The sequence below is a fragment of the Rhodoglobus vestalii genome (genome assembly GCF_006788895.1).
Classification (GTDB): Bacteria; Actinomycetota; Actinomycetes; order Actinomycetales; family Microbacteriaceae; genus Rhodoglobus; species Rhodoglobus vestalii.
Window position 1 is genome coordinate 924895 of the sequence record NZ_VFRA01000001.1, and the last position, 14155, is coordinate 939049.

12 protein-coding genes are annotated in these 14155 nt (G+C 59.5%); 2 read left to right on the forward strand and 10 right to left on the reverse strand.

What is annotated here, in order from left to right; translation table 11 throughout:
* Window positions 1-34: 34 nt before the first annotated feature.
* Together FB472_RS04420 and FB472_RS04425 are read right to left on the reverse strand one after the other, a co-directional pair.
* A complete protein-coding gene (locus FB472_RS04420) occupies window positions 35-706 on the reverse strand; it encodes an IclR family transcriptional regulator (protein WP_141989815.1) in 672 nt (223 codons plus the stop codon).
* Window positions 706-1884, reverse strand: a complete 1179-nt coding sequence (locus FB472_RS04425) for an adenosylhomocysteinase (RefSeq protein ID WP_141989816.1) — start codon at window positions 1882-1884, stop codon at window positions 706-708. Before FB472_RS04425 ends, FB472_RS04420 begins: the two co-directional genes overlap by 1 nt.
* Window positions 1885-1932: 48 nt before the next feature.
* On the opposite strand from FB472_RS04425, the gene uriH reads away from it, so the two are divergent.
* Window positions 1933-2880, forward strand: coding sequence for a uridine-preferring nucleoside hydrolase UriH (uriH, locus tag FB472_RS04430; protein WP_141989817.1), 948 nt, complete (start codon window positions 1933-1935; stop codon window positions 2878-2880).
* Between the two features lie 62 nt (window positions 2881-2942).
* Here the strand turns inward: uriH and FB472_RS04435 are convergent, their stop codons facing one another.
* The 8 genes from FB472_RS04435 to FB472_RS04470 form a co-directional block, all read right to left on the reverse strand.
* Complete coding sequence (locus FB472_RS04435; protein ID WP_141989818.1) at window positions 2943-4466, reverse strand: MFS transporter; 1524 nt, start codon at window positions 4464-4466, stop codon at window positions 2943-2945.
* Window positions 4467-4522: 56 nt separating this feature from the next.
* Entirely contained in the window at window positions 4523-5815 is a 1293-nt protein-coding gene (locus FB472_RS04440; protein WP_141991460.1) for a thymidine phosphorylase, read from the reverse strand.
* A gap of 16 nt (window positions 5816-5831) precedes the next feature.
* Window positions 5832-6248, reverse strand: a complete 417-nt coding sequence (locus FB472_RS04445; RefSeq protein WP_021810556.1) for a cytidine deaminase — start codon at window positions 6246-6248, stop codon at window positions 5832-5834.
* A gap of 4 nt (window positions 6249-6252) precedes the next feature.
* Window positions 6253-7533 carry an ABC transporter permease gene (locus FB472_RS04450; RefSeq protein ID WP_141989819.1) on the reverse strand — a complete coding sequence of 427 codons (1281 nt, stop codon included), beginning with the start codon at window positions 7531-7533 and terminating at the stop codon, window positions 6253-6255.
* A complete protein-coding gene (locus FB472_RS04455) occupies window positions 7533-8789 on the reverse strand; it encodes an ABC transporter permease (RefSeq protein ID WP_215730381.1) in 1257 nt (418 codons plus the stop codon). The genes FB472_RS04450 and FB472_RS04455 overlap by 1 nt, the downstream gene beginning before the upstream one ends.
* The gene (locus FB472_RS04460; protein WP_141989820.1) at window positions 8786-10300 is read right to left on the reverse strand and encodes an ABC transporter ATP-binding protein; all 1515 of its coding nucleotides are present in this window, start codon (window positions 10298-10300) and stop codon (window positions 8786-8788) included. The genes FB472_RS04455 and FB472_RS04460 overlap by 4 nt, the downstream gene beginning before the upstream one ends.
* A 127-nt stretch (window positions 10301-10427) precedes the next feature.
* On the reverse strand, window positions 10428-11525 hold the full coding sequence (locus FB472_RS04465) for a BMP family lipoprotein (RefSeq protein WP_425467207.1): 1098 nt from the start codon (window positions 11523-11525) through the stop codon (window positions 10428-10430).
* Window positions 11526-11655: 130 nt separating this feature from the next.
* The gene (locus FB472_RS04470; RefSeq protein ID WP_141989822.1) at window positions 11656-12777 is read right to left on the reverse strand and encodes a mannose-1-phosphate guanylyltransferase; all 1122 of its coding nucleotides are present in this window, start codon (window positions 12775-12777) and stop codon (window positions 11656-11658) included.
* Between the two features lie 90 nt (window positions 12778-12867).
* Between FB472_RS04470 and FB472_RS04475 the strand changes: the two genes are divergently transcribed.
* A complete protein-coding gene (locus tag FB472_RS04475; RefSeq protein WP_141991462.1) occupies window positions 12868-14040 on the forward strand; it encodes a glycosyltransferase family 4 protein in 1173 nt (390 codons plus the stop codon).
* Window positions 14041-14155: the final 115 nt, after the last annotated feature.

Here is a 14155-nt window from a genome sequence, read left to right on the forward strand (position 1 = left end):
CTCTGAAAGCCTCCCGAGGATTTGCTGGATGACGTTAAGTTCCTCTTAATGCTTCCGACCGGAGCACCTGCGAAATTTTCATCGCGGCGCGAGTCGCGAGGTGAAGCACTCGTTCCGCATCCACCTCGCTGAAGGTGGTTGCGACGTAGGGCACGGTGAGTGCGGCGATCGTGCCCGATGCATTTCGTACGGGAGCGACCACGTCGGTGATGCCCGGCTGCAGGGTGTCTGCTCGAACCAGTGGTACGTCACTATCAGTGCAGAGCACGGCGCCGGTGGCTGTGGTGGCGACACCAAACGTTGCTCCCACGCGCACCCGAAAGCCGAAGTCGGCGGGTGATTCCACCTGGGCGATTACGCGCACCTCGGTGCCGTCTAGCACGGCTAGGTTGCAGGACTGGCGTGCCTGTTGGGCAAGTTCTTGCATGATCGGCAGGGCGGCGCTGACGAGTCCGCGCAGCGGCGGATGCTGGTGCGCGAGTTCGAAGAGCTTCATGGCGAGCGAGTAAAGCCCGGATTGTTTGTCGCGGAACACGTAACCACGCCGTTCCAGTGTCGACAGCACACGAAAAATTTGGTTGGTGCTTCGCCCGGTTGCTTCGGCTATTTCTGACTGGTTGAGAGCACCAGAGGTTCTGGCGAGCAGTTCCAGTATGTCGAGCCCTTTGTCGAGCGCGGGGGCTGCATATTCGGGGCCGGCGGTCACTAGAGGTCGGCTTTCATTGTGGCGAGCATCCGTCGGGCAATGTCGCGGTTGATGGTGTCGGGGACCGGCTGTGCGCCGGGTTCGAGGGTTGTTGCCGCGGTCGCGACCCGCTCAAGCGAGAGTACTTGCAACAGAAACCCGAGGTCCATCGATTCGATGGAGTTGCCGCGTGGTTCGCGCCCCGCAAGGTTCATCATGCGCCCTTCAGCGATGAGGGTCACCTGGCGGTTACCCGGCAGATCGAAACGTTCGATCGCGATATCGATCTCTGTTGTGGAGGTTGCGAATGAGCGCAGTGCTGGCACATCAATTTCCCAGGGGAAGTGGCCGCAGTTCATCAGGATGGCGTTGTCGGCGACCATCTCGAAGAATTCAGTGCCCAGGATTTGTGGATGCCCGGTCGCGGTGATGAAGACGTCACCCCAGCCGGCGAGGTCGAGAATGTTTGCCACGCGGTAGCCGTCAAGCGCGGCTTCGAAGGCTTTGAGTTCATCCACTTCGACGACAGCGACTTTGCCGCCGAGCGCACGCAGGTAGTGGGCGACACCACGACCGCACCAACCGTAGCCCGCCACGACGAAGCGACGGCCGGGAACCATGAGGTTGGTGATGCGCATGAAGCTTTCCACCACAGACTGTCCAACAGCGTGCTTGTTTTCGCCGATCGCTTTCAGCGGGCTGTCATTGATAACGATCACCGGGAAGGGCACCTGACCGGCCATTTCATCGCGCAACCGGTAACCACCGGAGGTAGTTTCTTCGGTTCCGCCGACGATCTGACCCGCTTTCCCGGAAGCGATGATCCCGGCGACAATATCTGCCCCGTTGTCGAGCAGGATGTCGGGCTTGGCGGCGACCACTGCCGCGACGTTGGCGTGATGCTGCTCAAGAGTGTCGTCTCGGGTGCCAAAGATGGTCATGCCCTGCTCTCGCAAAAACGCGACGACGTCGTCTTGGGTTGAGCCGTGATTTCCGGTGGCCACAATCTCTGCTCCGCCCGCGGCGAGCGTCTCTAGCAGCACCGCCGTCTTGGGCTCCAAGTGCAGCGACATTCCGATCCGATGGCCAGCAAAAGGTTGAGTGGTCGTGAGGTGCGCGCGTACATCAGCAAGCAGCGTCATGCGAGATCGAACCCAGGTGAGGCGGGCGGCGGCACGTGCGACGAGTTCGGTAGTCATGCTGTCACCCTACACATATAAATTTAGTTTTCATATATGCTTTTGATCATGGCTGAGAAAATTATCCTCGACTGCGATCCCGGGCATGACGATGCGATTGCGCTCCTTCTCGCCCACGGTAACCCTGAGATCGAACTGCTCGGGGTGACAACCGTGATGGGCAATCAAACTATCGAGAAAGTCACCCGCAACGCGCTCGCCATTGCTCAAGTCGCTGGCATTACCGATGTTCCCTTCGCCCGCGGGGCCCACCGCCCGCTCGTACGCCAAATTGAAGTCGCCGCCTCTATCCACGGCGAATCCGGTCTCGACGGCCCTGTGCTGCCCGATCCGACCATTGAGTTGGATGCCCGGCACGCCGTCGATTTCATCATCGATACCGTCATGGCGCATGAGCCTCACACCATAACCCTCGTACCCACCGGCGCACTCACCAACATCGCCCTCGCGGTGCGCAAAGAACCGCGCATCGCCGAACGGGTCAAGCAGGTTGTACTCATGGGCGGCGGCGTCAACGTCGGCAACTGGAGCGCCACCAGCGAGTTCAATATTGTGATCGACCCCGAAGCCGCCCACATTGTCTTCAACGAGTGCTGGCCGCTCACGATGGTGGGCCTCGACCTCACCCATGAAGCTCTCGCGACCGACGAGGTTGCGGCATCCATCGCCGCCGTCGGCACGGGCCCCGCCCGCTTTGTCGGCGAACTGCTCGAGTTCTTTGGCGAGACCTACCGTGATGCCCAGGGCTTCGACCATCCGCCGGTACACGACCCCTGCGCCGTCGCCTTCGTCATCGATCCGACCGTCATGCAGGTCATTCGGGTGCCGCTGGATGTCGAACTCACCGGAACCCTCACGCTCGGCATGACGGTGGCTGATTTTCGCGCCCCGGCTCCCGTCGACTGCACAACTCAGGTTGCCCGCAACCTTGACCATCCCAAGTTTTGGGGAATGGTCGTTGATGCGCTGGAGCACATTGGAGATCCGCAGCTTTAGAGGCGCACTCGCGCCGCCGCATCACCGCACCGCCAACATCACCGCATCGCCAGCTGCGGGGTCTAGGTCGCCCGCCGTGAGTCCACGGTGACCTGCCGTGCGCGACGCTTGCGGGCGCCTAGGTCTACGACGCCGATCAGCATGGCGATCGAAAAGAACAGTGTTGTCGCGAGCATCCCTACACCGTACGCCTGATGGTACAGGTCAAGGTTGCTTTCGCCGCTGTTGCGCTCGTTGTAGAGAGTTGAGTAGAACAGCGAGAGTGCGACGGCGGTGCCGATCGCGGTGCCGATTCGCTGCCCCAGTTGACCAACGGAACCGGCAAGCCCACCCTCGTGCGGTGCAATGTCATGAAGCGTGAGCGTCTGGTTGGGCGAAATGACGAGTCCGCCGCCGGTGCCGCCGATGAACAGCGCGGCCGCCATAGCGTAGGGCGTGAGTGCGGGCGGGGTGAGAATCGCTGCTGCCATGAGAAGTCCGAGACCGACCAGAAGAATGGCGAGTCCGACGACAACGAGTGAGCGGCCATAGCGTTCTACCAAGATTCCACCGCGCCACGATGCGAGGGCGCTCGTTAGTGCGAATCCGATGGTCACCATTCCAGCGAAGACGGGTTCGAGCCCCAAACCGAGTTGAAGGTAAAGCGTGGTGATCAAGAACATGGCTGGCATTGCCGCGAAGTAGGCGGTGGCGAGCAAGGTCCCATTGCGGTACGAGCTGATGCGAAAAAGCCTCAGCGACACCAGAGGCGCCCGACCTCCGGCAGCGTAGCGACGCTCCCAGCCTACGAATGCGGCGGCAGCCAACACGAACAGCACGAGCAGCCACCAGCGATTGGGGTCATCCGTTGGTGCACCGGTCGTAAAGAGGAACGGCCACAGGAGCGCCAACACGGTAACACCGAAGATTGCGATACCAATCGGATCGAGATCTAAGCGCGCAAAGCTCGACTTGGAGGTGGCCGGCAAGATCCGCCACGCCAAAATGAGGGCGACGATACCGAGGGGAACGTTCATCCAGAAGATGTAACGCCAGCCGTCTTCGGCACCGCCGACGGCAATCATCAGACCGCCCAGAGTGGGGCCCAAGGCGGTTGCGACACCGATCATCGCACCAAACAGACCGAAGGCGCGACCTCGTTCTGGTCCGCGGAACAACTGCTGAATAAGCCCAAGAACCTGAGGCATCTGGATGCCCGCTGCAACACCCTGCAGCAGTCGCGAAACCAGCAACAATTCGGCGGTCGGCGCAAGGGCACACGCAATGCTCGCGAGGGTGAAGACCGTCAGCCCCGTCAAAAACAGCGCCTTGCGTGAACGCTGATCACCGAGGCGCCCCGCGGGCACGAGGATGAGCCCAAACGTCAGCACGTAGCCAGAAACAATGAGTTGGAGTTGGGTCGAGCTCGCTCCGAGCGCGTCTTCGATCGAGGGAAGAGCAACGTTAATCTTTGAGAGATCAAGAATGGTGATCGCTGCGACCACAACACACACCCAGAAGGCACGCCACTTGTCTTTTTCGCTTCGGGCCTCGGTACCGCTCTGCGATGGGGAGGTGCCCGCCGCGGTCTCATCCGCTTTCGTCATTTGTCCAACTTTACGTCAGCCGATGACGCCCTCGGTTCAGTCTTTGCCCCGCAGCCCTAATCGATGCGCCCCGCGATCAGGGGTCCACCATCGTTGACCGCCTCGCCCGCGTCGCCGATGCGGTACGCGCCCTCAAGCGACTCAAGGGCACGCTCAAACCGTGCGGGCTCATCCGCGTGCATCGTGAACAGCGGTTCGCCCTTGCGCACGGTGTCCCCCGGCTTCGCGTGCAAGTCGATTCCGGCAGCGTGCTGAACGGGATCCTGCTTGCGGGCACGACCGGCACCAAGACGCCACGCCGCGACGCCAAACGGTAGAGCATCTTGATCAACGAGAACACCATCGCGGTCAGCAGTAACCACGTGGCTTTCTTTGGGCTGCGGCAGCGCGGCATCCGGGTCGCCACCCTGAGCTTGAATCATGCCGCGCCAGGCATCCATCGCCTGACCGTTGTCGAGAGCGGCCTCAACATCGGCGTCTGGATGGCCGACAAGGGCAAGCATTTCCCGCGCAAGAGCGATCGTGAGTTCCCGCACATCGGCAGGTCCACCACCGGCAAGAATCTCAACTGATTCGCGCACCTCATTGGCGTTTCCGATAGTGAGACCCAGCGGAACGTTCATGTTTGTCAGCAGCGCAACAGTATTGACGCCCGCATCTTTGCCGAGGCGAACCATGGTCTCAGCAAGCTCACGACTGCGCTCCGGGTTCTTCATGAAGGCGCCAGACCCGAACTTCACATCGAGAACCAGAGCAGAGGTGCCTTCTGCGATCTTCTTGCTCATGATCGACGAGGCGATCAGCGGGATGGCCTCCACCGTGCCGGTGATGTCGCGCAGGGCGTACAGTTTTTTGTCTGCCGGGGCGAGTCCAGATCCGGCGGCACAGATGACTCCACCGACTCCTCGCAGCTGCGCGTAGAACTCCTCATTGGTGAGGTCTGCGCGCCAACCGGGAATACTCTCCAGCTTGTCGAGTGTGCCTCCCGTGTGGCCCAGACCGCGGCCGGAAAGCTGCGGCACTGCAACACCAAACGACGCAACCAATGGCGCAAGCGGGAGGGTGATCTTGTCACCGACGCCACCGGTCGAGTGCTTATCGGTTGTTTCTTTGCCGAGTCCCTCAAAGCTGAGAGTCTCGCCGCTGGCGATCATCGCCAGCGTCAGGTCACGAATCTCTTCGCGCTCCATACCGTTGATGAAGATTGCCATCGTCATGGCAGCCATCTGCTCGTCACCAACATAACCGCGAGTGTAGGCATCCACTAACCAGTTGATCTGGTCTGCCGTGAGTGTTCCTTTGTCTCGCTTCGTGTGGATGAGGTCGACAACGTCGAATCGTTCGACCAGCTTCGCTTCTGCGCTGTTATTCACCGTGGTACTCCTCAAGCGTTCGTGGCCCGAATGCGTCGGGAATCACTTCGTCAATCGTTTTGATGCCAGAAACTGTTTCGAGCAGCATGCCTTCGGCCGAGTGTTCAAAGAGCAGCTGGCGGCAGCGCCCACACGGCATCAGGGCGTTGCCTTTACCGTCGATACAGGTGAAGGCGACCAGCTTGCCGCCACCGGTCATGTGCAGCGATGACACGAGCGCACATTCGGCGCACAGTGTCAGCCCGTAGGAGGCATTCTCAACATTAGCCCCCGAAATTACTCGGCCGTCGTCGACAATTGCCGCGACCCCAACCGGAAACTTCGAATAGGGAACGTAGGCGTGACTGAGGGCATCAGTGGCGACGACCCTCAGCGCATCCCAGTCAATTGATTGCGGCTCGATCGTCATAGCGTTACCCCTTTATATATGGTGTTCCGGATGCTGCTGGCGGCCTGGATTTTCCGACCAGTCCGGCGACAGCAATGATCGTCACCACGTAGGGCAGCATAAGCATGAACTCGCTTGGCACCGGCGAACCCACAACGCTCAAAGCGTTTTGCAGGTTGCTGGCGAACCCGAACAACAGCGCGGCAAGGGTTGCTTTGATTGGATCCCAGCGCCCGAAAATCACGGCCGCAAGCGCGATAAAGCCGGCGCCAGCAGTGACATCTTTACCGAATTGACCCGTCTGGCTCAGCGTGATGAACGCTCCACCGAGACCGGCGATTGCCCCGGCAAGGGCGACGTTCCAGAAGCGAGTGCGCGTGACATTGATGCCGACAGTGTCGGCAGCCTTGGGATGCTCTCCGACGGCACGCAAGCGCAGTCCCCAGCGAGTGCGATACATCGCAAAAGCCACGACCGCGACGATCACGTAGAGCAGGTAGACGATCAACGTCTGCTTGAAGAGCACCGGCCCGATGAGGGGGATGCTGCTGAGGATAGGAATGGGGAGCTCCGAGAACCCTGCGGGGTTGTTCAACTGATCGGGGCTTTCTGCGAGCCACTGCGAGTAAAGGAATCCGGTGAGACCAGAGACCAACACGTTGATCACCACACCCACGATTATCTGGTTGACGAGGTACTTAATCGAAAATACCGACAGCAGGAACGACACGAGCATTCCGGCAAGCGCGGCGGCAGCCAGGCCCGCAAATGGTGAAGCGGTAATGGTTCCCACGACGGCAGAAACGAATGCACCGGCCAGCAGTTGAGCTTCGATGGCGATGTTGACCACACCGACTCGCTCTGAAATAACGCCGCCAAGAGCACCGAAGACCAGCGGCACCGCCAAGACGAGGGCACCGGCAAAGAGTTCAGGAACTCGCAGCGTTGCATCGGCCGCGGCCCACGTGAGAAATCCGGTCAGAGCAAACACAGCACCAAGGATCGGGATCCAGATTGGCACCTTGCGGTCTTGCGAAATCATGAACGCTGAACCCACGGCGATGAGCGCCATCAGTATGGTCACGACGACACCGGTTGCCAGTGCCGGCAACTGAATTACTGGCAGACGGAACAGGTCGGTGCTTGTCGACAGGTCGAAGCCGGTCGGAGCGTCCTCAGCAAAGCCGATAAACAGCACTCCCGAGATTAGCGACACCAGCGCGAACGCAATCGGCATTTTCCAACTGCGACGGGTGATCTTCGAATCGGCGCGAGCCGAGTCTTCAGAGGTTTTGGTGAAAGTCATTAGCCAACCACCTTCTTTGCACGGGCACCGGGTTTCGGCAGGCGGAACACCGCACGAACGAGCGGCGGTGCAGCAATAAAGAGAACAATGAGGGATTGAACAACCAGGACGATATCAATCGGGATGCTCTGGGAGGCTTGCATCGTGAAGCCACCGGCTTTGAAGGCTCCGAACAGGATGCCAGCGGCGAAGGTGCCCCACGGGGTCGAACGACCGAGGAGCGCCACGGTGATGGCATCGAATCCGATGCCGGCATCCACACCAGAGGTGAACCCGCTGGTAGTTGTTCCCAGAACTTCGGTGCTCGCAGCGAGACCGGCATAACCACCGGCGATCAGCATGACGTAGACGTAGAGTCGTTCAACCTTGATACCGGCAACCCGTGCAGCGTGAGGGTTGAGCCCTACAGCACGAAACTTGAAGCCAAGGCTCGAGCGGTCAATCAACCACCAGGCCAAGACCGTTGCGGCGATGACCAGGATGAATCCCCAGTGCACCTTGAAGCCGTCACCGAAAAGAGGCGGCAGAATGGCGGTGTCGGCAGCCGGCGGCGTCTTGGGGTTGCTCGAACCGGGGTTCTTGAGCAGGTCGGTTCGCAGCAAGAAGCTGATCAGGTAGTACGCGATGTAGTTGAGCATGATCGTGACGATCACCTCGTGCGCGCCGGTACGCGCTTTCAGTAGACCAGCGATGCCACCCCAGAGGGCACCACCGATGATTCCCATGGTTACGGCCACGATGACGTGCAGCACGATGGGGAGATCCCAGGTGAAGCTTGCGTAACCCGCAAAAGCCGCGCCCACAATGATCTGTCCACGGCCACCAATGTTGAACAGTCCGACGCGGAACGCGATCGCGACGCCGAGTCCCGCAGCGATCAGCGGTGTCGCGAACACGAGTGTCTGAGTTAGGGGCCTGATTCCAGAAAGGAAGTCGTCGCGGCGGAAGTCGTAAATCGATCCTTGGAACAGCGCCAAGTAGGCACCACCAACAGCACTCCCAATGGCCGCAAAGAGATCGCCCGGGCGATCAAAGAAGTAGCTGGCTGCGTCTTGCACATCAGAATCGGTGAGTGCGATGAGCACACCACCAATCAGAATGGCAAGGACGATGGCCAGTAGGGAGAGTAGCGCATTGCCGGAGGTAATCTCACGGAAGGCGTTCGTCCACCGTGCTGTGTCCTGTTGGCTCTCTGAGTTTTTGGCACCATCTGTCATGGCCGACTCTTCGGACTTCTGCGGTTGTGGCTCACTCATGCTGCCTCCTCCGTGACACGTTCGCCAGCCATCATGAGGCCGAGCTGTTCACGGGGAGTATCCGCCGGAACGATTCCAACAATTTTGCCCTTGTACATAACCGCGATGCGGTCAGCCAGGGAAGAAACTTCATCGAGCTCCGTCGACACCACGATCACGGGGAGACCCCGGTCACGAACACCAACGATTTGCTCGTGCACGAACTCAATCGAGCCTACGTCGAGGCCACGAGTGGGCTGCGAAACAACCAACAGCGAAAGCTCGCGGCTCAATTCTCGAGCAAGCACAACTTTTTGCTGGTTACCGCCAGACAATTGAGACACACTCTCATGAATCCCCTGCGCTCGAATGTCAAACGACTCAAGCTTGTCACCAGCAAAATCGTTGAGCACATCTGTCTGCAGTGTGCCGTACTTTACGAAGGGCGCACCATCGCTGCGATCCAGCATGAGGTTCTCCGCAATCGTGAATCCTCCAACAAGGCCATCAAGCGTGCGGTCCTCCGGGACATAGCCGACGCCCTCGTCCAATATCTGGCGTGCGTTGAGCCCCTGAAGTTCCTTACCGTTCAGCTTGATCGAACCCGATGCCCGATCCTGCATTCCCAAGAGTGCTTTAGCGAGCTCGGTTTGTCCGTTTCCCTGCACCCCAGCGATCGCGAGGATCTCACCGCCCTGCACCGTGAAGCTCAAGTCGTTCACGACGCGGTTGCCGTACTCATCAGCAATCGTCAGCGAGTCGATGATGAGGGCGTTGTCAGTCAGCTTGGCCGGGGCCTTGTCGATCGTGAGATCAACGGCACGGCCCACCATGAGCGAAGCAAGTTCTTCTTTGCCCGCGCCGGGGTCTGCTTCAGCAACAACCTTGCCCAAGCGGATGACCGTGATGCGATCAGCGACCTCACGCACCTCACGCAGCTTGTGCGTGATGAAAACGATGGACGTGCCCTCTGACTTGAGTTGGCGCATGATCGCCATGAACTCGTCAGTCTCTTGAGGCGTGAGCACCGCAGTCGGCTCGTCGAACACAAGGATCTTGGCCTCGCGGGAGAGCGCCTTCACGATTTCGACACGCTGCTGAACCCCGACGGGAAGATCCTCAACGAGCGCATCGGGGTCGATGTCGAAGCCGAATCGCACTGAGATCTCGCGTACGAGTGTTCGCGCGGCCTCCAAGTTCAGCAGTCCGGGCCCGTAAACCTCTTCGTGACCGAGTGCCACATTCTCTGCGACCGTGAAAACGGGGATCAACATGAAGTGCTGGTGGACCATGCCAATTCCGGAACGCATCGCGTCTCCGGGGCCGGCAAAGTGGCGCACCTCGTCGTCAATGAGGATCTCGCCCTCTTCGGCCTGATACAGCCCATAGAGCACATTCATCAACGTTGACTTGCCCGCGCCGTTCTCACCGAGGAGGCAGTGGATTTCTCCCTCTTCGACTGTGAGATCTATCTGGTCGTTCGCGATTAGGTCACCGAAGCGCTTGGTTATACCCCGCAGCTCAAGCTTCACAATCTCTCCTCAGTGCTGTACCGGCATCGTCGCCGTAGTCGTTCGGTCTCAAAAGAATAGCGTCAGAAAATGAGTTGACAGACGAGGGGGGCTGACCCTCAGGCCAGCCCCCCTCAGATCTCTGTGGCTAGTTGAGGTAGGACTCTACGGCGATGTCGCCGGAGATGATGCCATCCTTTACGGTGACGAGCTCAGCCTCGAGTTCGCCATCAACCATCGACTCGAACTCGTGGAACGGTGCGATACCGACTCCACCGTTTTCGAGAGTTCCCACGTAGGGGGTGGTGTCGAGCGATCCCGCAGATGCTTCCATGACGACGTCTTCAACAGCAACACTGATCTGCTTAAGAATCGAGGTGAGGAAGAGATCTGCAGCAGATGGCTCGGTTTCGGTCAGGTCAGCGTCGACGCCGATCACTGCGATGTTCGCACCGGAGTCACGAATTGCTTCGACCGCGCTCTGGAAGATCGGACCACCAACGGGCAGAAGTACATCTGCATCCTGGTCGATCAGGTTCTGTGCTGCTGCACGAGAGTCGGTTCCGGGAGCAAAGCTACCGATGAACGTTCCGTCCTGTGCTGCCTGATCCCAACCGAGGAGCTTGACTGCTGTACCCTTTTCGGAGTTGTAGTAGTCAACACCCTGGGCTGCGCCATCCATGAAGATCGAGACGGTCGGGAAGTTCATTCCGCCATAGGTTCCGACAACGCCCGACTCCGAGTAGCTCGCTGCGGCGTAGCCCGCGAGGAATGCGGCGTCAGCGGTGTTGAAGAGAATCGGCTTGATGTTGTCTGCGTCCACAGCACCGTCAAAGTCGTTGTCGGCCGCGTCATCAACGATCGCGAACTTGATCTCGGGGTTTGCGGTAGCAAACTCGACCGTTGCAGCGGAGAGGTTGAACCCGACCGTGAAGATCAGGTCGCAGCCCTCAGCGATGAGGCTCTCGATGTTCGGGGCGTAGTCTGCGTCGCTGGTCGACTCAACGGTGAGGAAGTCGACGCCGAGCTCGTTCGCTCCAGCCTCAAGTCCTTCATAACCGAGCTGGTTGAACGACTTGTCATCGAACCCGCCGGCGTCAGAAACCATGCAGGGAAGGAAGTCGAGCGCTTCGCCCGATTCGTCTCCGGACTCTTCGGGTGCTGCGGCGCAACCGGCGAGTACGAGTGCGCTCGTTGCCACGAGCGCCATGCCGCTGAGTGTGCGGCCGTGAGTGCTGATTCTCAAGGTGTCCTCCAAGATGCTGTTCGACAGAAATTGTCGAAACATAACGAACATACGCTACCTAATAACCGGCCAAATAATGGTGCGAATATGAGCGCTGACGCCGAAAGGTTACAAAGGCGAAACTACGCGGTCACAAGACGTCGTTTCGACCCGAGATTTTGAGCGCATCCACCACAGATTTGACGCGCTGAGCGTTTGCGGTCGTGGTAACCAACAAAGCATCGGGAGTATCGACCACAACGATGTCATTCACCCCAATGAGAGAAATCAGACGGCCTGTCTGACTGATCACGACACCGGTAGATTTGTCGGCAAGCACACGCGCGTTTTCACCCAAGATTGCTAGGTCAGATTTGCGACCACCCGAGTGCAATTTTGCGATCGAGGCGAAGTCACCAACGTCATCCCAGTCAAAGTCTCCCGGCACAACCACGAGCCGACCCTCCGCTGCAGCAGGCTCGGCAACGGTGTAGTCAATGGCGATCTTCGACAACTGCGGCCAGACGCGGTCGACCACAGCATCCCGAACTGGCGTGTCCCACACCTCAGCAAGTTCGGTTAACCCGGCGAGCAGTTCTGGTTCTGCTCTGCCCAGTTGCTCGAGCAGAACATCGGCACGGGAAATAAACATGCCGCCGTTCCAGAGGTAATCGCCGCTGGCCAGGTACGCCTGCGCGGTCTCAAAGTCGGGCTTCTCTACGAACGACTCCACAGAAACGGCGCTGGGAGCATCGTCGATGTCAATAGCCTTCCCGCAGTGAATGTAACCAAACCCGATTGTGGGCTCCGACGGGGTGATCCCAATCGCGGCAATGAAACCGGCGTTCGCGACCGCAATCGCCTCGCGCACACTGCGACGAAAACCTCGGATATCGCGGATCACATGGTCAGCAGCAAACGACCCGATAACCACATTCGGATCACGCTTCAGCAAAATTGCCGCCGCGAGACCGATCGCTGCTGACGAATCTTTTGGTTCACTCTCGAGCACGATATTTGGATCGCTGAGTTCGGGAAGCTGGCTTTCTACCGCAGCACGGTGCGCGCGCCCGGTGACAACCATGATGCGGTCGGCCCCAGAAATGGGCACCAGGCGATCCCAGGTGTCACGGAGAAGGGTCTGACCCGAACCAGTGAGGTCATGCAAGAACTTAGGCGCATCGGCTCGCGAGAGTGGCCACAGCCGTGATCCGATTCCGCCGGCGGGGATCACGCTATAAAAATTGTCAAACGGGACCTGATGTGGACTCATGCTTCCACCTTAGACTTCAGCGCTCGTTAACTTCTTGGTTTTCCGCACCTCCTAGCGTGAGCAACACGACAACCGATTGAGGTGCTGAATTTGCGGGTCGCCATCGTTAGTGAGAGCTTTCTGCCCACCGTTAATGGAGTCACGAACAGCGTTCGGAAGGTTCTCGACTATCTGAGCGCTCACGGCCATCAGGCGATCGTGATTTGCCCGGCCGCTGGTGCACCCAGCACCTATGGTGGCTTCAGGGTTCATTCGGTGCCGGCGTTGGCCTACCGCCAATTTCCGGTGGGACTCCCCAACCCACAGGTTCATCGGCTGCTTTCCGGCTTTCAACCCGATGTGGTGCACGCCGCCGCACCGTTCATGCTCGGAGCGCAAGCCATTGCTTCAGCCAACCGGCTCGGCATCCCTACCGTGGCAATCTTTCAGACGGATGTAGCGGGATACGCCCGCCGCAATCACCTAGGTCCGGCCACGAAACTGGCGTGGCGAATCGTGCGCTGGATTCACGACGGTGCCCAACTCACTCTCGCACCCTCGAGCACCGCCATGTCAGACCTGCAAGAAATCGGCCTCACCAGACTGCAACGTTGGGGCCGCGGTGTTGATCTCACGATGTATCACCCGGCAAAAAAACTGTCTTGGGCGACAGTCAAGCTTCGCAAACGGCTCGCGCCTCAGGGGGAAGTCGTGGTCGGCTACGTCGGCCGCATAGCACCCGAGAAACAGGTGGAGCGCCTTCGAGCACTACATGGGCTCACGGGAGTGCGGGTGGTAATCGTTGGTGACGGCCCAGCCGTGCCTTCTGTCACCAGAGCTCTTGCCGGCATCCCGGTTACGTGGCTCGGTAAATTGAGCGGTGAAGACTTAGCCACGGCCTACGCTGCGTGTGATGTTTTTGTGCACACCGGCACAGAGGAGACCTTCGGCCAGACGATTCAGGAGGCGCACTCAGCGGGGCTCCCGGTCGTGGCGCCGCGCTCTGGTGGCCCGATTGACCTGGTTGATCATGGCACAAACGGCTTCCTCTATGAGCCCGACAATGAGGACCAGCTTCGCGCCTACGTTGAAGCGCTCACTATCGACCGCGAACTGCGGACCAGAATGGGTGAAGCCGGCCGACGCGCGGTTCTCGGTAAATCGTGGGACGGTGTCTGCACCCAACTACTGCACCACTACGACGCGACCATCGCCGCCTTCTCTGCCGACACGGCGCACTCGCTGGTGCTGAAGACGCAGCGTGGTGAAAAGCTTCCCCGATGACGAGAAAGCCCTCCCGTTAACTTCCCCTGAATTCGCGAAAACTTAGCTGAATACGGTCTCTTTAGGCTGAGAGGGGAATTAGCGCCCTCCGTACAGGAATAGACTGGTGAAGTCC